Consider the following 22,218-nt stretch of genomic DNA (forward strand, 5'->3'; position numbering starts at 1 on the left):
TAGTGCAATGGTCGTTGTACTTATTTCCGGAGGGTGCTGTGAGCAGGGAGAACGCCTCGCGTCGAGGGGTGGAGAAGCGGCGGGCCATCCTCGAAGGGGCGCGGGAGGTGTTCGGCCGCGACGGCTACACCCGCGCCAGCATCGACGCGATCGCCAAGGCGGCCGAGGTGTCGACGCGCACCATCTACAACCACTTCGCGGACAAGGCGGAGCTGTTCCGCGAGGTGGTCATGGAGAGCGCGGCGGAGGTCCGCGAGGCCCAGTACGCCGACCTGGACCGCCACCTGGGCAAGATCGCCGACCTGGAGTCCGACCTGGTCGGCCTCGGCCGCGCGTTCGCCCTGACCTCGGGGGCCTTCGGCGCGCACTTCGCGCTGGTGCGGCAGATCAACGCCGAGGTCGGCCACATCCCGGAGGACGTCCTGGAGGCCTGGCAGGAAGCGGGGCCGCGGCGCGTGCACGAGGCGCTCGCGCGCCGGATGGCCGAACTCGGCGAGCGAGGCCTGCTCGACGTCGACCTCCCGGACCGCGCGGCCATGCACTTCGTCGCACTGGTGGGCACGGAGATCCAGAGCCGCACCTACTCCGGCGCGCGGCCCATGGACGAGGCGGAGCTGGACGAGATCGTCGCGGCAGGGGTGCGGGTGTTCCTCCGCGCCTATCGTCCGCAGTAGACGGTGGCTGCGGTGATCCTCGGCCGTCGGCGGTACTCTCCGGCCCATGGAGCGCGACTTGGCCGAGACCCTGCTGTCCGAGCTCGGCGACCCCGATGAGGCGCCGCTGAGCTTCAAGGAAATGCTCGGGCTGCCGGACCGGCTCCCGCCGCTGCGGTTGCCGTCGGAGGAAGAGCTGGCGGCGGCCGCGAGGCGGAGCGAGCTGCTCGACAACCTCCGGTCCCTGGCCTTGCGCGCCGTCGAGCGCTCGCGCGGGGCTGAGGACTGGACGGCCGCCGAGGTGACCGCAGCGGCCGAGGCGCTCGGTCTGCCGGTGCCGGAACCGGTCGAGGGCCTGGCCGGCGTCCCGGACCTGGCCCGCCGGTGGGACCTGGCGGTCGATGCGGAGTTCATCGATCCCGCCACCGCCGCCGCGCCGGGCCCCGCGCTCGACGAGTGGCCGGGCGGCAGCGATGAGGACGTGCTGGGCGTCTGGTCCGATGTGCTGGGGCTGATCAGCGAGGACGCCTTCCAGGACGACGACGCCGACCCCGAGCTGGCCGACGTCGGCGCCTTCGCCCTGGTGATGCTGTTCATGACCCGCCACGAGGGCATTCCCGCCGGGGCGCTGCGGCGGATGGTCGCGGACGTCGTCGACGTCGAGCCGGAGGAGTGGGAGCGCTGGGTCGAGACCAGTGGCGACCTGGCGGACCGGCTGCTCGCGATCCTGGTCGACCTGGGCGCGGTGCAGGTCGACGACGAGACGGCCCGGCTCACCCCGCTCGGCCAGTACGCGCTCGCCGGCGCGCTGGCCGAAGACGGTGTCGAAGTGCCGGTCCTGCCATCGGCCGCGGAGATGACCGCCGGTGACCTGGTGGACTTCGCCGTGGCCGCGAGCGACGCCGAACTGGCGGCCGAGCGGGAAGCGTGGCTGGAGTCCCGCACTCCCGCCGAAGCGGTCGACGAGCTGATCGCCTCGGCCGCGTCCGGCGACGTGGAGCACCGGGTGATCGCGATGTCCCTCGCGAAGTCCGTCGAAGGCGCGGAGCAGCGGTGGCGGCAAGCTCTGGACGACCCGGCGCTGCGGCCGTACGCGAAGTCGGTGCTGCAGGAATCCGGTGCGCCGGACGTCGAGTCGACCCCGGCCGACGCGGCATGGCTGCTCGCGGACCTGCTGTCGACAGGCGCCGCTCACGACCAGGACGAGCTGGCCGCACTGCTGGCGGATTCGGCCCCCGCCGGCCAAGAAGCGGCGCTCTTCGACGAGATCTGGCGCCTGGACCACCCCCACGCGCAAGAGGTGCTCACCCTGATCGGCGACCACCACCCCGACAAGAAGATCGCCAAATCCGCCCGAAAAGCCGCCCACAAGGTGAATTCTTCGAGGTGAAGGGCACCTTTAGGCAACTTACTTGCTAAAAGGTGCCCTTCACCTCTCATCCGTTCGGGTCACGCGGCGTCGAGGAGGATCTTGCGGAAGTCGTCGAAGGCCTCGCGGACGATGTTGTGCCCGATGGGCAGCGCGCGGACGTGCCACGTCGGGTCGTCCTTCAGCCGCTCGTAGGTCGCGGTGAGCGGGGAGTTCTCGAAGGCGGCGCAGTAGACGTACTCGCGGCGCGGGACCCGGCGGTGCGCGCCGGTCAGGCGGATCTGCTGGGTGATCGTGGCCAGCGGGTGCGGTACCGCGCGCTCGTCCAAGACCGGTAGCGGCGCGAACGCGAACCCGTCCTCGCCAGCGCCGCCCGCGTACCAGTCGTGCCAGAAACCGCTGGTCAGCGACCAGACCGATTCGCCGTCCTCGGGGGCGAAGGCGTCGACGTGCAGCAGGGTTGCGATCCGCTCCGGTGCGCGGTCGGCGGCGCCGGTGATCACCATGCCCGCGTAGCTGTGCCCGCAGAGCACGACCTCGCGGAGGTCTTCCGACTCCAGCAGGCGCACCACGTCGTCGATGTGGGTGTCCAGGTTGATCCCGGCGGCCGACTCCTGCGGCCCCAGCCCGCTCAGCGTCACCGCGTGCACGGTGTGCCCGGCCGCCCGCAGTTCCGCCGCGATCGGGTCGTACCACCAGCCGCCGTGGCAAGCGCCCGGAACCAGCACGTAAGTCGCCATGTCTCCTCCTCGGATCGTTCTGCAACCGACCCTAGGAGTCCTTTAGGACAGGATCTGTCCACAAGCGGGGGCGCTGCCTGGAATGCGCAGGAAGCGCCCCGCTCGGCTCACGCCCGTGACGTCTCGGGTGCGGCGTCGAGGAGGATCTCGCGGAAGTCGTCGAAGGCCTCCTGGACGAGGTCGTGCCCGACCGGCAGCGCGCGGACGTGCCACGACGGGTCGTCCTTCAGCCGCTCGTAGGTCGGCGTGAACGGGGAGTTCTCGAACGCGGTGCAGTAGACGTACTCGCGGCGCGGAACCCGCAGGTGCGCACCGGTCAGGCGCAGCTCCTGCACGACGGTCCCCAGCGGGTGCGGCATCGCGCGCTCTTCGTGAACCGGCAGCGGCGCGAACGCGAAACCATCGCGGCCCGCGCCGCCCGCGTACCAGTCGTGCCAGAAACCGTCGGTCAACGACCAGGCGGAATCGCCGCCCTCGGGGGCGAAGGCGTCGACGTGCAGCAGGGTCGCGATCCGCTCCGGCGCCCGGTCGGCGACGCCGGTGATCACCATGCCCGCGTAGCTGTGCCCGCAGAGCACGACCTCGTTCAGGTCCTCGGACTCCAGCAGGCGCACCACGTCGTCGATGTGGGTGTCCAGGTTGACCCCGGCACCGGACTCCCGCGGGCCCAGCCCGGTCAACGTCACCGCGTGCACGGTGTGCCCCGCGGCGCGCAGTTCCGCCGCGATCGGGTCGTACCACCAGCCGCCGTGGCAAGCGCCCGGAACCAGCACGTAGGTCGACATTCCCAGTCCTCCAAGGTTCGATCTCGGGATCGATCCTATGTCGTCCCCGGTCGAGGGTCCGGAAAAACGGTTCGTGGCAGGGGTTTTCGGTGCACCTGTGATGAACATTCCCGGAATGTGGGAGATTTCCGGGTTACGCCTGGCCGAACCAGCCCGGGACGTCCAGTCGGAAGGAGTTGCCCGGAACCATCGCGCGCAGGCCGGATTCCAGGTCGCGCAGCCGCTCCGCGCCCAGCGACTCCGCCCACTGCGCGCGCAGGTCGTCGAAGATCGCCGCGGATCGGGCCAGCGCGTCCGCGCCCCGGTCGGTCAGCCGGAGCAGCTTGCGCCGGGCGTCGTCCGGATCGTCGGCGCGTTCGACGTAGCCGAGCTTCTCCAGGCGGTCGGCGGTCTTGCCCGCGGCCTGCTTGGAGATGCCGAGCCTGCGCCCGAGCTCGCTGGCGGTCGCGCCATCCGGGCCGATGGCCTGCATCGCGAACCCGTACGCCGGGCGCACGTCGGGGTGGCCCTGCTCGGCGAGTTCGGCGTGCAGCTGGTCGATCAGCGACCGGAAGCCGGCGAAGAGCAGCAGCGGCAGCTCGAAGCCCGGGGCGTCAGCGCTTGCCATAATCGACAACCTCGTTTACTTTTTCGTCAACCACGTTGTCGAGTTTAGGGGAGTGCCTTGTTCACCGACCACACCGCCGAAACCGCGCCGGAAGGTTCCCGCCGGGCCGTGACCGCGACCGCCGAACGGCTCGGCCACCTGCCCGCGGCCGTGGCGCGGCTCGCCGAATCACCGCACCTGCTCAACGGATTCCTCAAGCTCAGCGCGATGTTCGAGGACACGACCCTGGACCCGCTCGCCCGCGAGGTCGTCATCATGGCGATCGCGACCCGCAACGAGTGCCACGTCTGCGTCGCGATGCACTCCGCGAAGCTCGCCGCGCTGAACGCGGATCCCGAACTCGTCGAGGCACTGCGCGACCAGCGGCCGCTGGCGGATCGGCGGCTCGAAGCGATCCGCGTGTTCGCGCTGCGGCTCGTGGAGCGCGCCGGGGCGGTGGAAACCGAGGAGCTGCGAGCATTCCTGGCGCACGGCTACACCAGGCAGAACGCGCTGGAAGTGGTCCTCGGCATCGGCGCCTACACCACGTCCACCCTGGCCAACCGGCTCGTGGACGCGCCGCTGGACGAGCAGCTCGAACCGTTCGCCTGGCTCAGCGCGTCAGCAGCGAAGTGACCTTCACAGCGGTGCTGTTGATCCAGACGTCCGAGTACTCCACGGCCTGCCCGTCGCGGGTGTAGGTCACCTGCTCCAGGTAGAGCACCGGCGTCCCGGTGGCGATCTCCAAGGCCTCCGCGACGTCCTCGCGGGCCGGCTCGGCGCTGAACGTGCGGCGACCCTCGGCCACCGGGAGCCGGTAGGACTTCTCCAGCACGTCGAACAGCGAATTCCGCTCGAAATCGACGCCTTCGATCCCGGGGCACAGGTCCGCCCGAACCCAGTTCACCAGGTACGCCAGCGGTCCCTGCGGCCCGCGGAACACCCGCACCAGCCGCAGCCCCGGCGTCCCCGGCGGCGCCCCGAGGAGCGCCTGAACAGTCATCTGCAGCCCTTCCAGCCGAGCGCTGACGACCTGGACTTCCAGCGCGTACCCCTGCGCGCGGAAGCCCTCGGACAGCGAGTGCAGCCGCTGCGCGATCTGCGGCTCGAGCACGCCTGCGGTGACGAACGTGCCCCGCCCGCGGGTCTGCACCAGCAGCCCTTCCTCGATGAGCACGGCCAGCGCCTTGCGCAGCGTCCCGCGGCTGACGCCCAGCTGCTCGGCCAGCGCAGGCTCGGGCGGGAGCTTGTAGTGCGCGGGCCAGCGGCCGTTGACGATGTTCTCCCGGAAGGACGCCGCGATCTGCGCGTGCAGCGGTTCCGGAGCATCCCGCGAGATCCTCACCCGGCCCCCTTCGGTCGTGGGGTCGTGAGCGCACGCGCTCACGACCCCCGCTGCGGTCAGTACGACGAAGCCGCCGCGCCGCCGGTCACGATCGCGATGCCCGCGCTCGTTCCCAGCAGCGACGCCCCCGCGTCGAGCAGCGACACGGCCTGCTCGGCGGTCTTGATCCCACCAGACGCCTTCACCTGCACGCCCGGGCGGGCGCGTTCGACGAGGTAGGCGATGCTGTCGGCGTTGGCGACCTCGACCGCGCCGCTGCTGGCGTTCTTCAGGTACGCCGCACCGGCGTCCATCGCCAGCTGCACCGCGCGCTCCCGCTCCGCCTCGTCGAACTTCGGCAGTTCCAGCATGACCTTCACGGGAATCCCAGCGGCCTCCACCACGGCGGCGATGTCGTCGCGGAACTCCTGCTCCATGCCGCTGCGCAGCCAGCCCACCTGCACGCCCATGTCGAGCTGGTCGGCACCGGCCTCGGCGATCGCCCGCGCCTCGGCGGCCTTGCCCGCCGTGGTCATCGAGCCGACGGTGGGGAAGTCCAGCGCGCTGGCGACCTGAACCCCGCTGCCGCGCAGCCGCTCGGCCACCAGCGGAACCCAGGAGGCCGGGATCATCGCGGCGTTGAAGCCGAACTGCACGGCCTCCTCGCAGTGCCGGACCAGGTCCTCGCGGGTGAGGCCGATCTCGATGGCGGTGTGCTGGATGAACGGGGCCAGCGATGCCGGTTCGGCGGCCGAGTAAGCGGACACGTCGATCACCTTTCTTCGAGGTCTTCGGAGTGGGGGAGGCCGGGAACCACCTCGTGGTGGGCCACGGCGAAGGCACCGGCCGCCGCCGCGTAGCGGGCCGCGCGGCGCAGGTCCCAGCCGCGGCACCAGGCGACGGCGAACGCGGCGTTGAACGCATCGCCGGCGCCCGTGGTGTCCACGACCCGGGTGGCGAGCACCGGCGGGATGTGCGCGCGTTCGACGCCGTCGTCGACGTGCGCGCCGTCGGTGCCGCAGGTCAGCACGATCTTCGCGGCGAACCGCTGGCGCAGCGCGTCCAGCAGGGCGTCGGGGTCGGTGGTGTCCAGCCCGGTCAGCACCTGCGCCTCGGTGAGGTTCGGGGTGAGGACGTCGACCAGCGCCGCCACGTCCTGCGGCAGATCGCGGGCGGGAGCCGGGTTGAACAGGGTCGGCGTGCCGTGCTCGGCGGCGGTGCGCAGCGCGGCGGCGACGGTGTCGGCGGGGATCTCGTTGCAGACCATCAGCAGATCGGCGGCGGCGATGACCTCGGCGAACCCGGCGACGTGCGCCGGGGACAGCAGGTCGAGCGCGCCGGGCGCGACGATGATCCGGTTCTCCCCGTCCTGCTCGACGAGGATCACCCCGGTCATGGTCGGAGCGTCCGCAGTGGCCACCGAGCTGGCGTCGACGCCTTCGCGCTGCCACAGCTCCCGGCCCTGCGCGCCGAGCACGTCATCGCCGACCGCGGTCAGGAACGAGACGTCGGCACCGAGCCGAGCCGCGCCGATGGCCTGGTTGGAGCCCTTGCCGCCCGGCCCGAGCGAGAAGGTGGCGTCGCCCAGCGTCTCGCCGCGGCCCGGAATCCGCTCCGCCCGCATCGTCATGCCCGTGCCGTAGCTGCCCACAACAGCGATCCGCATGGCACCTCCCTGGATGTACAACAGTGTACATATGTGTCCTGCACGACAGCGCCAACTGCCGAGCTGCATGCTCCGATTGACGCATTATCTGGGTCGACTTACAGTACGTGCGGTTCCACCGAGTGGACAAATCAGTGAACATATTCGTGCAGGAGATGCGATGCCCGAAACCATCCCGCTGGTGCTCGACACCGACACGGCACAGGACGACTGCATCGCCCTGCTCGCGGGCCTGCTCGACCCGCGAGCCGACCTGCGCGCCGTGACGATGGTGGCGGGCAACGTCGACTTCGACCACCAGGTCCGCAACGCCCACCTGACCTGCAACGTGGCGGGCCGCCTCGGCGAGGTGCCGATCCACCTGGGCTGCCGCCGCCCGATGGTGCGCGCGTGGGAGAGCGCGGAGAACGTGCACGGCGACGGCGCGGGCGGCCTGACGATGGACCTGACCGGCTGCGAACCGGAGCCCGAGCACGCGGTGGACGCGCTGATCCGGCTGGCCGCGGAGAACCCCGGCGAGCTGTCGATCGTCGCCATCGGCCCGCTGACCAACATCGCGACCGCGGTGGTCAAGGCCCCGGACTTCGCCGGCAACGTCAAGACCCTCTACGTGATGGGCGGTTCCAACAACGCCCGCGGCAACATCACCGCGGCGGCGGAGTTCAACTTCTACGTGGACCCGGAAGCGGCCAAGACGGTCTTCGCGGCGGGCTTCGAGATCGTGGTGGTCCCGTGGGCCCCGCTGACCCTCGACCAGGCGGTGTTCGACCAGCCGAAGCTCGACGAGATCGCGGCCCTGGGCACCCCGCTCGGCGACTTCTTCACCAAGGTCTGCGCGGCGACCCTGGAGTTCGACCGCAGCGTCGGCATCGACGGCACCACCCACCCGGACTCCCTGACCGCGGCGGTCCTCCTGCGCCCGGAGCTGATCACCCGCAGCGCCCGCTACCACGTGGACGTGGAAACGGCGGGCGAGCTGACCCGCGGCTACGCGGCGATGTCCTGGGGAGTGCACGGCCTGGAGCCGAACGCGACGGTGATCGAGGAGATCGACGCCCCGGCGTTCTACGCCTACATCAAGAACCTCCTGGCCACCCGCACCGCCCTCTCCCGGGAGATGGCGTGACCCTGACCGCCCCGCGGGTCCGCCCGCCGCTGGTGCTGACGGCCCTGCTGGTCGCGGTGGCCAGCTTCCAGATGAACGCGACGATGCTGTCGCCGGCCATCGACGACATGGCCAAGTCCCTGAGCACGGACGTGGGCACCATCGGCCTGAGCGCCACGGTGTTCCTGTTCGTGGCGGGCCTGGCGGGCGTGGTCCTGCCGCGCTACAGCGACATCATCGGCCGCCGCCGAGTCCTGTTCGGCTCGATCGCGGTGATGGCCACCGGCAGCCTGATCGCGACGGTGGCCCCGAACGTCGAGATCCTGATGATCGGCCGAGCCCTCCAAGGCGCCTGCGGTGCCACGATCTCCCTCGGCATCCTGACGCTCCGAGACATCCTCCCGACGAAGCAGTTCGGCCGCTACCTGGGCATCCTCACGGCGGTGAACAGCGGAGTGGCCGGCGTGGACACGCTGCTGGGCGGGGTCATCACGGACACGATCGGCTTCCGAGGGATCTTCGGCCTCACCTTCGCCCTGGAGGTGATCGCGGTAGCGATGATCGCAGCCTGGGTCCCGGACTCGGCCCGCACGGGCGCCCGCATGGACTGGCGAGGAGCGGCGGTGATCTGCCTGGCACTGCTGGGCATCAACGCCTGGCTGACCCTCGGCCCGACGATGGGCTGGCTCGCAACCTGGCCCCTGGTCTGCCTGCTGGTGGGCCTGCTCCTGCTCCCCCTGTTCTGGCTGGTAGAGCGAAACCAAGCAGACCCGTTGCTCCCGCTCCGAGCCCTGCGAAGCAGGGGAGTCTGGGGCCTCCTCCTGACGACGTTCTGCACAATGGCCTCGATCTTCGCGGTCCTGACCTTCGTCTACCCAACCCTCGCCCAAAACGCCACAGCAGGCTTCGCCTACGACGGCACCACGACAGCGCTGATGTTCCTGATGCCCTACGCCCTGGCGGGCTGGATCCTCGCCCCGCTGGCCGGGTCGCTGGCCCCGCGCATCGGCTACCGAAACATGCTCCGAATCGGCCTGGTGGGCAACCTGCTGCTGATCGCAGGCACGATCTTCGCGGTCAACTCCCCCTGGCTCCTGTTCGCGCTGGTAGCCCTGATGGGAGTCTCCTACGCAGCCTGCGCAGCAACAGCGTTGAACGGCATGGGAGTCATCTACGCCCCGAAGGAATCCCCAGGAATCCTCCCAGGCCTAAACGCCACAATGTTCAACCTCGGAGCCTCGGTAGGCATCGGAGTCCTCTCCGGCCTGGCAGCCAAAGGCACCCCCGACGGCGCGACCGACCCCGCGGGCTTCACCACCGCGTTGGTGGTGGCAACGGCCATCTCAGCAGCGGCTCTCCTGGCCTCCTTCGTTCTGCCTGGGAAGGCAAGTTCGGCCGAAAAGGTCTGATCGGATACGCCAGTCCGTGTTGCCGTATCTGGTGGTGTGCGTCGCAGTTATGACTTGGCGGATGCCTGTTTCCGCAGTTCTGCTGAACGCTCGACTGCGACGAGGCCAGCTCGGTTCAACACGTTTCGCAGAGCTCTAGTTCCGGCTGCTGAAGAGGCGGTGCGTGTTTTCCTGGGCGGCACGTCAGTGTGATCTTTATCCTCGTTCGTGTGACAGTTGAGGACATCACTGCTGACCAGGTGAGACGTGCCGTCTCGGAGCACGACGAGCTCGGTCTATCGGAGTTCTGCCGTCGGTACAACTTTGACCTGGGCCGCGATTACGTCCTCACGGAGGACGGTCGGGAGTACGGCGCGAAGGTCATCCTCGCGGCTGCGCACGGGCTGTTGCCAGGGCGGGAGCCACTGCTCCGGCACCAAGTGGGTGATGACGAGACCGTCACGGTGCTCCGGCGTGAGGGGTTCGAGGTGAAGGAACTCGGACCGCCGAATTGGACGCGAGAGGAGCTGATCCTCGCCTGCTCGTTGCTGTTCAAGAACGGCAGGAAGGCCCTGCGCGCAACAGACCAGAAGGCGATTGAGCTCTCGGCGTTGCTCCAGAGGCTGCCCTTCCACGCGCTGGAGGAGCGCGGGCGCAAGTTCCGATCACCCAGCAGCGTGCAGCGGAAGCTGAACGACCTGATGACTTCGTTGCCGAGCTACAAGAAGGCCAAGACGAGGGCTGGAAAGCTGGACAGGGTCGTGCTGCAGGAATTCCTCGACAACGAGGAGGCGATGCACGTCGAGGCAGCTGAGATTGCTGAACGTGCTCTGCCCGAGGAGTCTGTCGAGATCGCAGAGCCTGCTGTGCCCGGGAAACCCGTTGAACCTGAGGCAGCCGCTGTGCCTGAAGCACCTGCTAGCCCTGAGACGCCGGCTGAGCCCAAGGCATGGGCGATGTTCTCGGCAGAACAGCGCAAATACGGCGGGAACACGGGCTATGCCGACGTCCTCGGCGTCCAGTACGTCTACGACAGCAAGGTTCCCAACCACCGCCGCGTCAAAGTCGGTGACTTGGTGGTGATCCGGGACAATGCAGAGGTGCACGGGGTTGGCCGCATCCATCGGATCGAGAAACAGGACGGCGTGACGAAGCCGCAGCTCGTCTGCCCGGACTGTGAGTTGGGGAAGTTCGATGAGCGGTCGAAGCAACGTCCGAAGTACCGCTGTCGCACGTGCGGAAGGGAGTTCGACGAACCGAAGGAGCGGTTCGTCGAGGTCACCCAGTTCGCCGCTTTCTACGGTGGCTTCTGGCGGTCGCTCGACGGGGCGATCGAGACGGACGAGCTCAAAGCTGCGTTCCTGGACAGAGCTGATCAGAATGCGATCCGGGTAGTCGACGCGGGCAAGTTGGAAGCGATGCTGTCTGACCTGTCCATCCACCTTCCGCCCGCACTGCCTGAGAACGAATTTCCTCGGCGCCCTGCCCCACGCGGTGGGCGCCGTGCAGCGACGACCAAGGTCCGCAACGGGCAGGGCCCGTTCCGTACAGAGCTCTTGAAAAGGTATGGAGCTTCCTGCGCGGTGACTGGTCCGTGCCCTGTTGAAGTCTTGCAGGCTGCGCACATCAAGAAGTTCGCCGAGCACGAAACGCACGATCTGGACGAAGGCGTTCTGCTGCGTGCGGATGTGCACCTGCTGCACGACAACGGCCTGCTGGCGGTCGACCCTGAGACATGGCGGGTGGTGCTCGCTCCGTCGTTGAAGGACTTTCCGGTCTACGCGGACCTGGCCGATGCCGAGTTCGTAACGGGCCCAAGCCCAGAAGCGGTTCGCGAGCATTTCGAGGCCGTGACAGCAGGCTGGTCCTGACCTGCCTAAAGCAGAAGCGCCGCGGCGACAGATGTCGCGGTGGGGGACCTTGAGGTGGTCGGTGGCCGGTCGCGGGGAGGGGTTCGCGCCCGGTCACCTGAGTGGGCCGGTGCGGCGGTGGCCGGGGGATGTCGTGCCGCACCGGCCCGGCTCGGGGGCTACCGGCGGAGGTGGTGGCGGCCGGTGGGTTGGTCGTCGAGGTCGATGTCGGGAAATTGCAGATCAGGTTCGGGTTGCGCTGCGAGCTCTGGGGTTATGGGTGGTTGTTCGCGGCGTCGCGCATGGGCACCGGTGTCGGTGGTTGTGGTGCGGTGATGTTCGGCTTCGATGTCGGCGATGAGGTGCCCGACGGTGTATTCGCCTTCGCCTCCTCTTGCGTGCTGACCTGTCGCGAATTTGAGGCCGCCGAAGGGGATCTGGATCTGGGTGGCGAGCAGGGCGAGGATGAGGAGGCTGAACAGGGCGAAGGTGCTGAGCTGGATCCAGTACATGGCGGTGGGTTTCCTTCCGTGGGTGGTTGTGGCGCGATTTCGCGCGAAAACAGGGTTCGGTAGGCGTGCGGCGTGGCGATTTCGCGCGAAATCGCCACCAGGCCCCGCGACGTCACGGGCCCTTGTCAGCGAGGTGGCGCCAGCACTTCATGCACGAGCGTTCACGTACCCAGTCCACTTCGGACCGATCATGCAGCTCGGCGGAGTGGGGGGCCTGAGATTTGTGCCTGGCTTCAGGCGGCTTGAGGCAGGGCCAGCTGCGGTTTTGTGGCTCCCGGGGGAGTTTTCGAGGTTGGGGTGCTCACAGCTGCACCCGTTTTCGGCGTTTTGTCAGCGCTCGGCGCTCTCGACGTTTCCGTTGCTGTTCCGACCAGCTCTGTAGCATCGTCCGCATGTGTTGTTCTAGTCGTGTTAGTCGTCTCATACGACTGAAACATAGCGGCGGCTGCGAGGCTCGGGCAAGGTGGGACACTCGTTCGTGAGGTCTCAGACGTCTAGTGCGAGGTGTTCCGATGTCCGCTGCGGCGAAGTACCAGGAGATCGCGGCGACGCTGCGGGGTCAGATCGACCGTGGTGAGTTGTCGGTCGGGGACCAGTTGCCGACCGAGCAGGCGCTGCAGGAGCGGTTCGACGCGTCCCGGACCACGGTGCGGCAGGCGTTGAAGGAGCTTCGTGACGCTGGCCTGGTGCAGATGCGTCACGGTGTGGGCGTGTTCGTCGCTCCACCGAAGGTCGTTCGTCGGCTGGACTCTCGCGAACGCCTCTCCAGGGCTCGGCGGGATGCGAACAAGGCCGCTTTCCTGGCGGAAGCGGACGCTCAGGGGTTCACGCCGTCGTCGTCGGTCAAGGTGTGGTTTGAGCCTGCGCAGGACTTTGCGGAATTCTTTGGCATTGAAGAGAACGACGAGCTCTGCGTGCGTGATCGAGTCATGCGGGCGGACGGTGAACCGGTGATGCTGGCGGTGTCTCGACTGCCGCGCGAGATCACCAGGGGTACGGCGCTTGAGGACGTCGAGACCGGGCCCGGTGGTGTGCTTGCTCGGTTGGAGGAGCAGGGCCTTGAGATCACCGGGCACGAGGAGATCGTCAGTGCTCGGATGCCGGACGCGAATGAACGGCAGATCTTCGGGCTTGGTGGCGGGCCGGTGCTGGTCGTGCGTCGGCGCACGTGGAGCGGTGACCGGGTGGTCGAGGTCAACGACATGGTGATGCCCGGCGAGTCCTACGAGCTCCGCTACGCGTGGGATGCCGTCTGAGCACTGAACCGGCTTCGCCAGCGAGACTTCCGCAGGCCCAACTAGACCAGGTCGGCTTCGTGGGCGAGGAGGGCGATCTGGGTTCGGTTCGTCAGGCCTAGTTTGGTCAGGGTGTGGGAGACGTGGGCTTTGACCGTGGCCACGCTCATCAGGAGTTCCGTCGCTATCTCTGCGTTGGTTTTGCCGTTTGCGACCGCTAGGGCTACTTCGTGTTCTCGGTCGCTGAGTTGGGCGAAGGCCGTTCGGGCTTTTTCGTAGCGGGTTGCTCCGGCCGTTACCTTGGTCATCAGCTTTCGGGTCACCGTGGGGGAGAGGATCGGGTCTCCTGCCGCCACCTTTCGGATCGCCTCGACGATCTCCGGGGGTGGGGTGTCCTTCAGGAGGAAGCCGCTGGCTCCTGCTTGGAGGGCGTCGACGATGATCTCGTCCGCGTCGAAGGTCGTCAGGACCACGATCTCCGGTGGGTTCTTGCGGGTTCGGAGGGTTTTGGTGGCAGCCAGGCCTCCGATGCCCGGCATTCGGACGTCCATCAGGACCACGTCCGGGTTGTGGGCGTTCGTCGCCGTTATCGCCGTTTCGCCGTCCGGGGCTTCGCCGACCACCGTGATGCCGCCCGCTCCGTCGATCATCAGGGTCAGGCCCGCTCGGACCAGGGGGTCGTCGTCGACGATCAGGACTCGGATCACGTGGGCCACGGTAGCGAGGCTTGGAGCACGAATTCACCTGTTGCGGTCAATTCGTGGTCCAGGTGTCCTCCGGTCAGACGTACTCGTTCGGTCAGGCCGACCAGGCCGGTTCCGGTGCCCGGGATCGCGGAGTCGACGTCCGGTGCCGGGTTGCTGAGGGAGACTCGCAGCGAATCTCCTGGGGAGCCGGTCAGGGTGATGCGCACCCGTTGGCCGGGCGCGTGCTTGCGGGCGTTGGTCAGGCCTTCCTGGATGATCCGGTAGGTCGTGCGGCCGGTCGGCGGCGGTGGGGCGGTGGGAGTGCCGTCCTCGAAGTCGACCTCTGTGCCGGTCGCCTGGGTTTCCGCGATCAGGGCGGGGAGGTCGTCGATGCCCAGTTGGGGGCGTTCCGCGGTGTCGTCGCGGAGGACGGCGATCACTTCGCGGAGTTCGTCCAGGGCTTGGTGGACTCCGTCGCGGATGACTCCGGCCGCCTTCGCGAGCTGGGCCGGGTTCGCGTCCTGGCGGTATTCGAGCGCGCCCGAGTAGGTCGCGACCAGGGACAGGCGGTGGGCGAGGACGTCGTGCATCTCCCTGGCCAGGGCCGTGCGCTCCGCCGCTCGGGCTTCCGCGATGCGCCTGCCCTGCTCGGCTTCGGCTCGGCGGGCGCGTTCCTCGAGCGAATCGATCAGCTCTTTCCTCGCCTTGATCATCAGGCCCCAGCCGACCAGCGCCGCGTGCGTGACCACGTCGAGCACCAGCCACCAGCTGTAGGGGAGGCCGGGCATCGGTTGCCACAGGCCGAGGACCGCATGACCGGCGATGCCTGCCAGCGCGACCCACGCGGTGGTGCCGAGGCGGTGCTTGCACGCCACGATCGCCGTCGCCATCGTCGCCGCCGGGGTTGCCGTGATCGACAGCGTCGCGAGCGCCGCCAGGACGAGCGCTGTCGGGATCGGCCAGCGCCGGACGCCGAATGCCAGCACGCAGGCCAGTGCTGCCACGGTGATGGCCACGGCCAGTTCACCGGGGCTGGTGTCCGCTTGCAGCTTGCCGAAGAGCTGCAGGCCGACCAGCAGCGCGACGACGATCGCGGGCACGATGCGTATTTGCACGCGGGACAGGGTAGGGCGGGCTGCGGCGGCCGGGAATCAGACCAAAGTCGATGCGCTCCTAGACCGCAGTCGATCCGGGAATGATCGTTCGCCCGACGCCGGGGCAGCTGCTCGACGGCCAGCATTCAGCGCCATGAGGAAACGTGCTCTCGTCGCTGCCACAGCGGTCGTGCTGACCGCAGCCTGCGCGCCGGAATCCGTTGCCGCGCCCGCCGGCGGTGAGCTGGTGGCCTTCGAGCCGCTGGTCTCGATGGACGCCGCCGGGCTCACCGCGCACCTGGCGCAGCAGGGGTTCGCGCCGGCCGACATCCGGTACGGCGTCGATGCCTACCGGTACCTCTACCGGACCACCGACTTCGCAGGCCAGCCGACGGTGGCCAGCGGTGTCGCCGCTTTCCCGCGCTCCGACGAGGAACTGCCGCTCACCGTGTACCTGCACGGCACCAACCCGTCGCGCAGCACGGCCGCGTCGCTCGCGGACAGCCCGGACCGTGCCGCAGTGCTGCTGTTCGCCGGGACCGGGCAGGCCGCCACCGCGCCCGACTACGCCGGTTTGGGGCTGAGCCTCGGGCAGCCCGAGTACATGCTCGCCGAGCCGACCGTGCGGTCCTCATTGGACAGCTTGCGGGCCACGCGGGAGGTCGCCGAGCAGGCGGGCAAGGGGCTGGACGGGGGCGTCAACGTCGCCGGGTTCTCGCAGGGCGCGCACGCATCGGTGCTGCTGGGGAAGGCTCTGCAGGACGATCCCGAGGCGGAGCTCCGGGCGATCGGTGCGGTGGCCGGGCCGCACGACATCGCCGGGACGGAGCTGCCCGGTGCGCTGGACGGGCGGGTCGATCCGCGCTCGGCCGTGCTCTACCTCGGGTACGTCGTGACCTCGTGGAACCGGGCGTACCACCTGTACGACTCGCCCAGCGAGGCGTTCCAGGCGCCCTACGACCAGACCGTGGAAGCGCTGTTCGACGGGACGCGCACGTATCCGGAGATCCTGCAGGGGCTGCCGGCGACGCCGCAGGAGCTGCTGAAGCCCGAGATGCTCCAGAGGTTGTTGCACCCCACGGGGAACGTCGCCGAGGCGTTCGAGGCGAACGACGGGCTGTGCGCGCGATGGGCGCCGGAGGTCCCGGTCCGGCTCTACCACGGCACCGAGGACGTCGACGTGCCGTTCGCGAACTCGGAGCGCTGCCAGGAGGCCATGGGCGCTGAACTCGTCAACGCGGGCCCGCTGGACCACAACGGCACCGCGTTCGCGGCGATTCCGCAGGTCGCGGGCTGGTTTTCGGCTCGCGGCTGAGATCCGCGCGGTGCGCACCTCCCTGATCGACCTGGGGGTGATCAGGGAGGTGCCAGCGCGGTGGTCGCGGTCGTCCTGGCGATGTCCGATTCCCGCCAGCGCCGCCCCCGGACGAGGGGCGATCCTGGTGTTGCGGGGACCGATGAAAGCCCGGTCCCCGGTGGCGAGAGGATGTTCCTGTGCACCCGGTGAAGACCGTCATCGACAGCCCGGTCGGCCCGCTCACCCTGGTCGGGGTCGGGGGAGCGCTGACCGGCGTCTACATGGAGCGCCAGCGGCACCGGCCGCCGGAGGAGTCCTTCGGGGAGCGCGACGACGCGGCGTTCGGGCCGGTGGTCGAGCAGCTGGGCGAGTACTTCGCCGGGCGGCTCACCGACTTCGACCTGCCGCTGGAGCTCATCGGCACCCCGTTCCAGCGCGTGGTGTGGGCGGCGTTGTGCGAGATCCCCTACGGCGAAACGGTTTCCTACGGCGAGCTGGCCGAGCTGATCGGGCGGCCCTCCGCCTCGCGCGCGGTCGGGCTCGCCAACGGCAAGAACCCGATCAGCATCATCGTGCCGTGCCACCGCGTCGTCGGTTCCAACGGCGACCTCACCGGTTACGGCGGTGGTGTGGAGCGCAAGCGGAACCTGCTGGACTTCGAGCGGCGCAACGCGGAAGGCGTGCAGACGGCGCTGGAGTTCTGAGGGTGGTCCGTGAGCGTTTTGGGGCGCCATAGCACCCCAAAACGCTCACGGACCAGGGACGACGGAACCTCCAGGACCACCCAGCCATCAGCGCCGCGCGGTGCGGAGGTGGATGCGTTCGCCCTGCTTGCCGAAGAGGCTGAGGACTTCGACGGGGCCGCGTCCCGCGGCGCCGAACCAGTGCGGGATCTGGCAGTCGAACTCCGCCGCTTCGCCCGCTCCCATCACGAAGTCGTTGTCGCCGAGGCGCACGCGCAGCTGGCCGCGGAGGACGTAGAGCCATTCGTAGCCCGCGTGCGTGCGCAGGTGGGGTTCTTCGTCGTGCGCGGGGATGGTCATCTTGTACGCGCGCGGTTCCGACTGGTGGCGGGAGAGCGGGATCAGGACCCGGCCACCGGATTCGGTGGGCTGCTGCGGGATGCGCGGGTCGACGATCCGGGGTGCGGAGACGATCTCGTCGAAGGGGATGCCGAGCGCCGCGGTGATCGGCAGCAGGAGTTCGAGGCTCGGTTTGCGCTGGCCGGACTCCAGCCGGGACAGGGTGCTGGTCGAGATGCCGGTGGCGCGGGAGAGCTCGGCCAGGCTGACGTCCTTCTTCTCGCGGGCTTTGCGCAGGCGGGGAGCGATCTGCTCGATCGCGGCATCGACGGTCGGTTGCTCGTTCACGGGGCCCAGCTAATCAATCCGTCCCGGAAACGGCAACGTTCTTTGCCGATACCGGGCCGCCCTCGCGATTCTGTTCGTGGAGGTGGTCCGAGTGGACGCAGTGAAGTGGGACGCGGTCGTCGTCGGAGGCGGCGCGGCCGGGTTGTCGGCCGGAGTGGTGCTGGCCAGGGCGCAGTTCGCGACCTTGGTCGTGGACGGCGGTGCGCCCCGGAACGGCCCTGCCGAGCACATGCACGGGTACCTGAGCAGGGACGGGATGGCGCCGCGGGAGTTCCTCGCGACCGGGCGGAGCGAGCTGGCCGAGTACGGCGGCGAGCTCGTGCAGGCGTCGGTGGCCGGTGCGCGGCGGGGTTCGGACGGCACGTTCGAGCTGGAGCTCGGCGACGGTCGCACCCTGCGCACCCGGGCGGTGCTGGTGGCGACCGGGCTGACCGACCAGCTGCCGGACATCCCGGGGCTGGCCGAGCGGTGGGCATCCGAGGTGCACCACTGCCCGCACTGCCACGGCTACGAGGTCAAGGGTCAGGACATCGCCCTGATCGGCAGCGAGATGGGCGCGGTGTCGAAGCACCTCGCCGCGCTGCTGCGCCGCTACAGCAAGTCGGTGACGTTCTGCGTCAACGGTGTTGAGCTCAGCGACGTCGAGCGGCAGCGGCTCGCGGACTACGGCGTGCGCCTGGTCGACGCGGATGTGAAGCGCGTCGTGGAGGGCACCGGCACGCCGGTCGCGATCGAGCTGGACAACGGCGAGGCGGTCGGGTGCGAGGCCATCTTCGTGGCACCGCGGCCCGTTCCGCACGATTCGGTGCTGACCGCGCTCGGCGCGGCGAAGGACCCGGAGACCGGGTTCGTCGCGGTCGATCCGCAAGGCGGCACGGATGTTCCCGGGCTCTGGGCCGCCGGGAACGTGGTCAATCCCCGTGCGCAGGTCGTCGCCGCCGCGGGTGCGGGAACGACCGCCGCCATCGGCATGTCGGCCTGGCTGCTGGAGCAGGAACTGGGAGGTGCGAACTGATGGTCGCCACCGCAGCGGAAACCCCGACCACCAACCGGTTGCCCGTCGGCGTGTACCTGCTGAGCTTCAGCCTGTTCGCGATGGGCAGCGCGGAGTTCCTGCTGGCAGGTGTGCTGCCCGCGGTCGCCGGAGATCTGGACGTCTCGCTGTCCTCGGCCGGGCTCCTGATCACCGCGTTCGCGCTGGGCGTCGTGATCGGCGGGCCGCCGTTCGCCGTGCTCAGCCTGCGCTGGCCCCGGCGCACCGCGCTGGTGGTCACGCAGGCCGTCTTCGCCGCCAGCATCGCGATCGGCCTGCTCGGGAACTACGAGGTCCTGCTGATCAGCAGGGCGATCGCGGGCATCGCTTACGCGGGCTTCTTCGCGGTGGCCTCGGTGACCGCGATCGGCCTGGTCACCCCGGACCGCAACGCCCGGGCTTCCGGGGTCGTGGTCAGCGGGCTCAGCGTGGCGATGGTCGCCGGTGGCCCGGCGGGCACCCTGCTCAGCCACTTCACCGAGTGGCGCGGCGGTTTCTGGGCCGTCGTGGCGCTCACCGCCGCCGGGATGGTCGGCTGCGTCCTCGGTCTGCCGCCGGCCGGCCGGGGAGGCCCGGCGCCGAGCGTGTCGCGGGAGCTCGCCACGATGCGCAAGCGCGCGCTGTGGGGCATCTACGCGATCACGATCCTGACCACCGCGGCCTACATGATCACGTTCAACTACCTGGCGGCGATGCTCGCCGACATCACGGCCGTCCCCGAGGTCTGGATCCCGGCGGTTCTCGCGCTGTTCGGGGTCGGTGCCTTCGCGGGGCTGTCCGCCGGCGGGCGGATCTCCGACCGGCGACCGCACTTCGCGCTGCTCACCGGGGCATCGGCGATCGTGGTCCTGTCGCTCGTGCTGGCCGTCGTGATGCCGTGGGTTTGGGCGGTCGTGCCGCTGGTGCTCCTGCTGGGAATCGCCGCGTTCGTGCTGAACCCCGCGCTCTACGGACGGGTTTTCGCGATCGCCTCCGACGCGCCGACCCTCGCCGGGGCCACCACGGTGTCGGCGTTCCAGCTGGGAATCAGCATCACGCCCGTGCTGGCCGGAGCAACGCTCACCCAAGGAGCTTCGCTCACGACGGTGTGCTTGATCGGAGCTGCGCTCGCCGCCGCGGCCATCCCGCTGGTTCTCCTCGACCGGAAGTGACGCACGGCGGCTGGGAACGTCCCAGCCGCCGTGCGCTGTCAGCGGGCCGACCAGAAGTCGCAGTGGTGCTCGGCGGCGAGGTCGACGGGCCCGATCCGGTCAGGCGCGAGCTGTTGGGCGGTGCCCGCGTCGAATCCCGGCCAGCCGGGATCGCCGGTCCGGGCGAAGGCCGTCCAGTGGTCGATCATCTGCTCCGAAAGGCGCTGCTGCGCCGGGTTGAGCGGCGCGGGGATGCCGTAGAGGTCGAACAGCGACCAGAGCTCCGAGGTGTGGTAGGCGCCCATCGGCATCGCCGGTGGCTCCGGGGACATCGGCGGCGGTGCCGGATCGGCGAACTCGTACTGGTGGACCGAGGTGTGGCGGGCGAGCTTGCGCGAGGTGCCGTACTGCGGGCAGGCCCACTTCCGGTCGGTGGTGATCGCGGCCCAGGCCTCGGCCGCCGAACCGTGTGCCGACCGCGGGTAGACGGCCTCGACCAGCGGGCGGTCCGGGCCGAAGGCCGTGGTGAGGACCTCGTCGTAGGTCTGCTCACCGATCGGTTTCCCGCCGTCGTAGCTCGCCGCCGACGTGGTTCCCTCGTCGCGGGTGGAGCCGGAGAGGACCGGGACCCGGTGGAAGGCCCCTGCGGCCAGCGCTTTCGCGGGCTCGGCTGGCAGGAGCGGAGTTCCGTGCGCGGGGTGGGCGAAGCGGCCCGTCAGCGGCTCCAGCTCCTCGGCGGGCAGCGCGCGCAGGCACGCCAGCACTGCGTCGTCGGCGCCGGTGCAGCCCAGCTCGGCGGCGGTCCGGCGGCCGGTCGTCTCGACCTCCGGCAGCGGCCGGAAGACCTTCCCCGCCGGTTGCCCGCGGAAGTCGAGGTCGTCGGGCCAGCTGACGTCGCAGCCGCCGCTCTGCAGCACGGCCTTGTCGAACAACCCGGCGGCCAGCGGCGAGGTCAGCTGGGCGCAGCTGCTCATCGCCCCCGAGGACTGCCCGGCGAGGGTGACGTTGCCGGGATCCCCGCCGAACGCGGCGGCGTTGCGCTTCACCCAGGCCAGCGCGGCCTGCTGGTCGCGCAGCCCGAACGTGCCGGAGCCGGGCAACCCGGGGTGGGCGAAGTGGCCGAACACGCCGAGCCGGAAGTTGACCGTCACCACGACCACGTCGCCGCGCTCCACCCAGCGCGCGGGATCGAACAGGCTGCCCGCACCCGAGGTGAACTGCCCGCCGTGCAACCACACCACCACCGGTTTGCCGCGACCACCGGCCGGTGCCGTCACGTTGAGGTAGAGGCAGTCTTCGCCTGCCCAGCGCTGCGGCTGCGGCGAGCTCTGGGCGCAGGCCAGCTGGGGTTCGGTCGCGTCCCGTTCACCGGCCCACGGCGCGGCGGGCCGCGGGTCCTGCCAGCGGAGCTCGCCGACCGGCGGAGCCGCGTAGGGGATGCCCTGGAACACGCGGACGCCGTTGGCCGCCGAGCCGCGCAGCGTGCCCCCCTCGGTTCGCACCACCGTGCCGTCCGAGCTGGTCAGCGCGTTGACCGGTGGTTGCGCCGAGCAGGCGGTGACCGTCAGCAATCCGGCCAACGCCACCAGTCGCTTCCTGACTTGCATCCGAGATTCCCCTCTCGTCCGAGATCCGGCGCGGAACCTACGGACGGGAGGGCGGTGGGCGCATCGCACTTCGGTCGGCGGGTGCTGGCCGAAGGGCGGAGGTGGCGGCTACGGAAGTGCAACCTGGCTGGTCAGGTGCCGTGAGTGGTTTGTGGCGCTATGGCACCACAAACCACTCACGGGCCACCACCAGCGGAAACGGGCTACGGCGTCCAGCCGGGGTTCCGGCCTGCCAGGGCGACGAGCCGGTCCAGCAGCGGGGCGGTGTCCGGGACCGCGACCTCGGGACCGAAGGCACCCATCGAGCGGCCTTGCTCCGCGATCTTCGCCAACTCGCCGAAGGCGAAGCCGAGGACGTCCTCGTCGAGACGCGGGGACTGGCCAGTCGCCGCGGCCAGGTCCCAGGTGTGCACCGCGAACTCGATCGTGACCATGCTTCCGACCACGGCCGAAGGCATCTCGTTCGGGCCACCCATGTGCGTGCTGCCCGACCACGCGTCGGGCCCGCTCCAGGACTGCGCCGTGCGGTCGGTCTGCTCGACGACCGCCGTCTTCCAGTCACCTTCGGTCAGGTCCACTTCGGACTCGGTCGAGGCCGGTGGCGGGACGGCTTCCTTGCGGGCCGCGCCTTCCAGGGACGGGCCCCAGAACAGCAGGTGGTTCAGCAGGTCGCGCACCGCGTACTCGGTGCACGGGGTCGGCGCGGTGAGGTGGCCGGGTTCGATGCCTTCGACGACCTCGGTCAGGGCCGCTGCCGCGCGGTTCAGGTGCTGTGCTTCGGACATGAC

General features: G+C 69.6%; 23 protein-coding genes. 11 read left to right on the forward strand and 12 right to left on the reverse strand.

Annotation, left to right across the window (positions count from 1 at the left end; translation table 11 throughout):
* The first annotated feature begins 38 nt into the window (after nt 1–38).
* Nucleotides 39–674 carry a TetR/AcrR family transcriptional regulator gene (locus tag OU416_RS38300; protein WP_270931997.1) on the forward strand — a complete coding sequence of 212 codons (636 nt, stop codon included), beginning with the start codon at nt 39–41 and terminating at the stop codon, nt 672–674.
* Between the two features lie 46 nt (nt 675–720).
* Nucleotides 721–2,043, forward strand: a complete 1,323-nt coding sequence (locus OU416_RS38305) for a hypothetical protein (protein ID WP_270931998.1) — start codon at nt 721–723, stop codon at nt 2,041–2,043.
* Between the two features lie 59 nt (nt 2,044–2,102).
* On the opposite strand, the gene OU416_RS38310 is transcribed toward OU416_RS38305, so the two are convergent.
* The 3 genes from OU416_RS38310 to OU416_RS38320 all read right to left on the reverse strand — a co-directional run bounded on the left by OU416_RS38310 (nt 2,103) and on the right by OU416_RS38320 (nt 4,154).
* The gene (locus tag OU416_RS38310) at nt 2,103–2,762 is read right to left on the reverse strand and encodes an alpha/beta fold hydrolase (protein ID WP_270931999.1); all 660 of its coding nucleotides are present in this window, start codon (nt 2,760–2,762) and stop codon (nt 2,103–2,105) included.
* Nucleotides 2,763–2,869: 107 nt separating this feature from the next.
* The gene (locus OU416_RS38315) at nt 2,870–3,547 is read right to left on the reverse strand and encodes an alpha/beta fold hydrolase (protein ID WP_270932000.1); all 678 of its coding nucleotides are present in this window, start codon (nt 3,545–3,547) and stop codon (nt 2,870–2,872) included.
* 133 nt (nt 3,548–3,680) lie between these two features.
* Nucleotides 3,681–4,154, reverse strand: a complete 474-nt coding sequence (locus OU416_RS38320) for a MarR family winged helix-turn-helix transcriptional regulator (RefSeq protein ID WP_270932001.1) — start codon at nt 4,152–4,154, stop codon at nt 3,681–3,683.
* 57 nt (nt 4,155–4,211) lie between these two features.
* On the opposite strand from OU416_RS38320, the gene OU416_RS38325 reads away from it, so the two are divergent.
* Nucleotides 4,212–4,769 carry a carboxymuconolactone decarboxylase family protein gene (locus tag OU416_RS38325; RefSeq protein ID WP_270932002.1) on the forward strand — a complete coding sequence of 186 codons (558 nt, stop codon included), beginning with the start codon at nt 4,212–4,214 and terminating at the stop codon, nt 4,767–4,769.
* Here the strand turns inward: OU416_RS38325 and OU416_RS38330 are convergent.
* Genes OU416_RS38330 through OU416_RS38340 form a run of 3 tightly spaced genes read right to left on the reverse strand, consistent with a single transcriptional unit; the run spans nt 4,747 to nt 7,123 of the window.
* Entirely contained in the window at nt 4,747–5,478 is a 732-nt protein-coding gene (locus OU416_RS38330; RefSeq protein ID WP_270932003.1) for a GntR family transcriptional regulator, read from the reverse strand. The genes OU416_RS38325 and OU416_RS38330 overlap by 23 nt on opposite strands.
* A 56-nt stretch (nt 5,479–5,534) precedes the next feature.
* Nucleotides 5,535–6,224, reverse strand: a complete 690-nt coding sequence (gene deoC, locus OU416_RS38335) for a deoxyribose-phosphate aldolase (protein WP_270932004.1) — start codon at nt 6,222–6,224, stop codon at nt 5,535–5,537.
* A gap of 5 nt (nt 6,225–6,229) precedes the next feature.
* Entirely contained in the window at nt 6,230–7,123 is an 894-nt protein-coding gene (locus OU416_RS38340) for a ribokinase (RefSeq protein ID WP_270932005.1), read from the reverse strand.
* Nucleotides 7,124–7,283: 160 nt separating this feature from the next.
* Between OU416_RS38340 and OU416_RS38345 the strand changes: the two genes are divergently transcribed.
* From OU416_RS38345 to OU416_RS38355, 3 genes are all read left to right on the forward strand, one after another.
* Nucleotides 7,284–8,249, forward strand: coding sequence for a nucleoside hydrolase (locus tag OU416_RS38345; RefSeq protein ID WP_270932006.1), 966 nt, complete (start codon nt 7,284–7,286; stop codon nt 8,247–8,249).
* Nucleotides 8,246–9,637 carry an MFS transporter gene (locus OU416_RS38350; RefSeq protein ID WP_270932007.1) on the forward strand — a complete coding sequence of 464 codons (1,392 nt, stop codon included), beginning with the start codon at nt 8,246–8,248 and terminating at the stop codon, nt 9,635–9,637. The genes OU416_RS38345 and OU416_RS38350 overlap by 4 nt, the downstream gene beginning before the upstream one ends.
* Before the next feature lie 209 nt (nt 9,638–9,846).
* Entirely contained in the window at nt 9,847–11,487 is a 1,641-nt protein-coding gene (locus tag OU416_RS38355; RefSeq protein WP_270932008.1) for an HNH endonuclease signature motif containing protein, read from the forward strand.
* A 158-nt stretch (nt 11,488–11,645) separates the two neighbouring features.
* On the opposite strand, the gene OU416_RS38360 is transcribed toward OU416_RS38355, so the two are convergent.
* A complete protein-coding gene (locus tag OU416_RS38360; RefSeq protein WP_270932009.1) occupies nt 11,646–11,978 on the reverse strand; it encodes a hypothetical protein in 333 nt (110 codons plus the stop codon).
* Nucleotides 11,979–12,490: 512 nt separating this feature from the next.
* Here OU416_RS38360 and OU416_RS38365 point away from each other — a divergent pair.
* Nucleotides 12,491–13,234 (forward strand): GntR family transcriptional regulator, encoded by a 744-nt coding sequence (locus tag OU416_RS38365; protein WP_270932010.1) that lies wholly within the window; start codon nt 12,491–12,493, stop codon nt 13,232–13,234.
* Nucleotides 13,235–13,275: 41 nt separating this feature from the next.
* On the opposite strand, the gene OU416_RS38370 is transcribed toward OU416_RS38365, so the two are convergent.
* Together OU416_RS38370 and OU416_RS38375 are read right to left on the reverse strand one after the other, a co-directional pair.
* Nucleotides 13,276–13,920 (reverse strand): response regulator, encoded by a 645-nt coding sequence (locus tag OU416_RS38370; protein WP_444420554.1) that lies wholly within the window; start codon nt 13,918–13,920, stop codon nt 13,276–13,278.
* The gene (locus OU416_RS38375) at nt 13,917–15,014 is read right to left on the reverse strand and encodes a sensor histidine kinase (RefSeq protein ID WP_270932012.1); all 1,098 of its coding nucleotides are present in this window, start codon (nt 15,012–15,014) and stop codon (nt 13,917–13,919) included. The genes OU416_RS38370 and OU416_RS38375 overlap by 4 nt, the downstream gene beginning before the upstream one ends.
* Before the next feature lie 133 nt (nt 15,015–15,147).
* On the opposite strand from OU416_RS38375, the gene OU416_RS38380 reads away from it, so the two are divergent.
* The gene (locus OU416_RS38380) at nt 15,148–16,308 is read left to right on the forward strand and encodes a lipase family protein (RefSeq protein WP_270932013.1); all 1,161 of its coding nucleotides are present in this window, start codon (nt 15,148–15,150) and stop codon (nt 16,306–16,308) included.
* A gap of 179 nt (nt 16,309–16,487) precedes the next feature.
* Nucleotides 16,488–16,994: a methylated-DNA--[protein]-cysteine S-methyltransferase gene (locus tag OU416_RS38385; protein ID WP_372907116.1), complete on the forward strand. Its 507-nt coding sequence runs from the start codon at nt 16,488–16,490 to the stop codon at nt 16,992–16,994.
* 87 nt (nt 16,995–17,081) lie between these two features.
* Here OU416_RS38385 and OU416_RS38390 read toward each other — a convergent pair whose 3' ends face one another.
* Nucleotides 17,082–17,660 carry a helix-turn-helix domain-containing protein gene (locus tag OU416_RS38390; protein WP_270932015.1) on the reverse strand — a complete coding sequence of 193 codons (579 nt, stop codon included), beginning with the start codon at nt 17,658–17,660 and terminating at the stop codon, nt 17,082–17,084.
* 91 nt (nt 17,661–17,751) lie between these two features.
* Between OU416_RS38390 and OU416_RS38395 the strand changes: the two genes are divergently transcribed.
* A complete protein-coding gene (locus OU416_RS38395; protein ID WP_270932016.1) occupies nt 17,752–18,675 on the forward strand; it encodes an NAD(P)/FAD-dependent oxidoreductase in 924 nt (307 codons plus the stop codon).
* Nucleotides 18,675–19,844, forward strand: coding sequence for an MFS transporter (locus OU416_RS38400; RefSeq protein WP_270932017.1), 1,170 nt, complete (start codon nt 18,675–18,677; stop codon nt 19,842–19,844). The genes OU416_RS38395 and OU416_RS38400 overlap by 1 nt, the downstream gene beginning before the upstream one ends.
* Before the next feature lie 38 nt (nt 19,845–19,882).
* Here OU416_RS38400 and OU416_RS38405 read toward each other — a convergent pair whose 3' ends face one another.
* Both OU416_RS38405 and OU416_RS38410 read right to left on the reverse strand, forming a co-directional pair.
* Complete coding sequence (locus OU416_RS38405; RefSeq protein ID WP_270932018.1) at nt 19,883–21,430, reverse strand: carboxylesterase/lipase family protein; 1,548 nt, start codon at nt 21,428–21,430, stop codon at nt 19,883–19,885.
* A 203-nt stretch (nt 21,431–21,633) separates the two neighbouring features.
* Nucleotides 21,634–22,215 carry a TIGR03086 family metal-binding protein gene (locus OU416_RS38410; protein WP_270932019.1) on the reverse strand — a complete coding sequence of 194 codons (582 nt, stop codon included), beginning with the start codon at nt 22,213–22,215 and terminating at the stop codon, nt 21,634–21,636.
* Between the last annotated feature and the right edge of the window lie 3 nt (nt 22,216–22,218).

This window comes from Saccharopolyspora indica, from assembly GCF_027853965.1.
Lineage (GTDB): Bacteria > Actinomycetota > Actinomycetes > Mycobacteriales > Pseudonocardiaceae > Saccharopolyspora > Saccharopolyspora indica.

Bases quoted from the DNA above. Each gene is read 5' to 3' on its own strand.
- OU416_RS38305 (WP_270931998.1), top strand. From the start codon at position 721: ATGGAGCGCGACTTGGCCGAGACCCTGCTGTCCGAGCTCGGCGACCCC.
- OU416_RS38310 (WP_270931999.1), bottom strand. From the start codon at position 2,762: ATGGCGACTTACGTGCTGGTTCCGGGCGCTTGCCACGGCGGCTGGTGG.
- OU416_RS38315 (WP_270932000.1), bottom strand. From the start codon at position 3,547: ATGTCGACCTACGTGCTGGTTCCGGGCGCTTGCCACGGCGGCTGGTGG.
- OU416_RS38320 (WP_270932001.1), bottom strand. From the start codon at position 4,154: ATGGCAAGCGCTGACGCCCCGGGCTTCGAGCTGCCGCTGCTGCTCTTC.
- OU416_RS38340 (WP_270932005.1), bottom strand. From the start codon at position 7,123: ATGCGGATCGCTGTTGTGGGCAGCTACGGCACGGGCATGACGATGCGG.
- OU416_RS38345 (WP_270932006.1), top strand. From the start codon at position 7,284: ATGCCCGAAACCATCCCGCTGGTGCTCGACACCGACACGGCACAGGAC.
- OU416_RS38360 (WP_270932009.1), bottom strand. From the start codon at position 11,978: ATGTACTGGATCCAGCTCAGCACCTTCGCCCTGTTCAGCCTCCTCATC.
- OU416_RS38365 (WP_270932010.1), top strand. From the start codon at position 12,491: ATGTCCGCTGCGGCGAAGTACCAGGAGATCGCGGCGACGCTGCGGGGT.
- OU416_RS38380 (WP_270932013.1), top strand. From the start codon at position 15,148: ATGAGGAAACGTGCTCTCGTCGCTGCCACAGCGGTCGTGCTGACCGCA.
- OU416_RS38400 (WP_270932017.1), top strand. From the start codon at position 18,675: ATGGTCGCCACCGCAGCGGAAACCCCGACCACCAACCGGTTGCCCGTC.
- OU416_RS38405 (WP_270932018.1), bottom strand. From the start codon at position 21,430: ATGCAAGTCAGGAAGCGACTGGTGGCGTTGGCCGGATTGCTGACGGTC.
- OU416_RS38410 (WP_270932019.1), bottom strand. From the start codon at position 22,215: ATGTCCGAAGCACAGCACCTGAACCGCGCGGCAGCGGCCCTGACCGAG.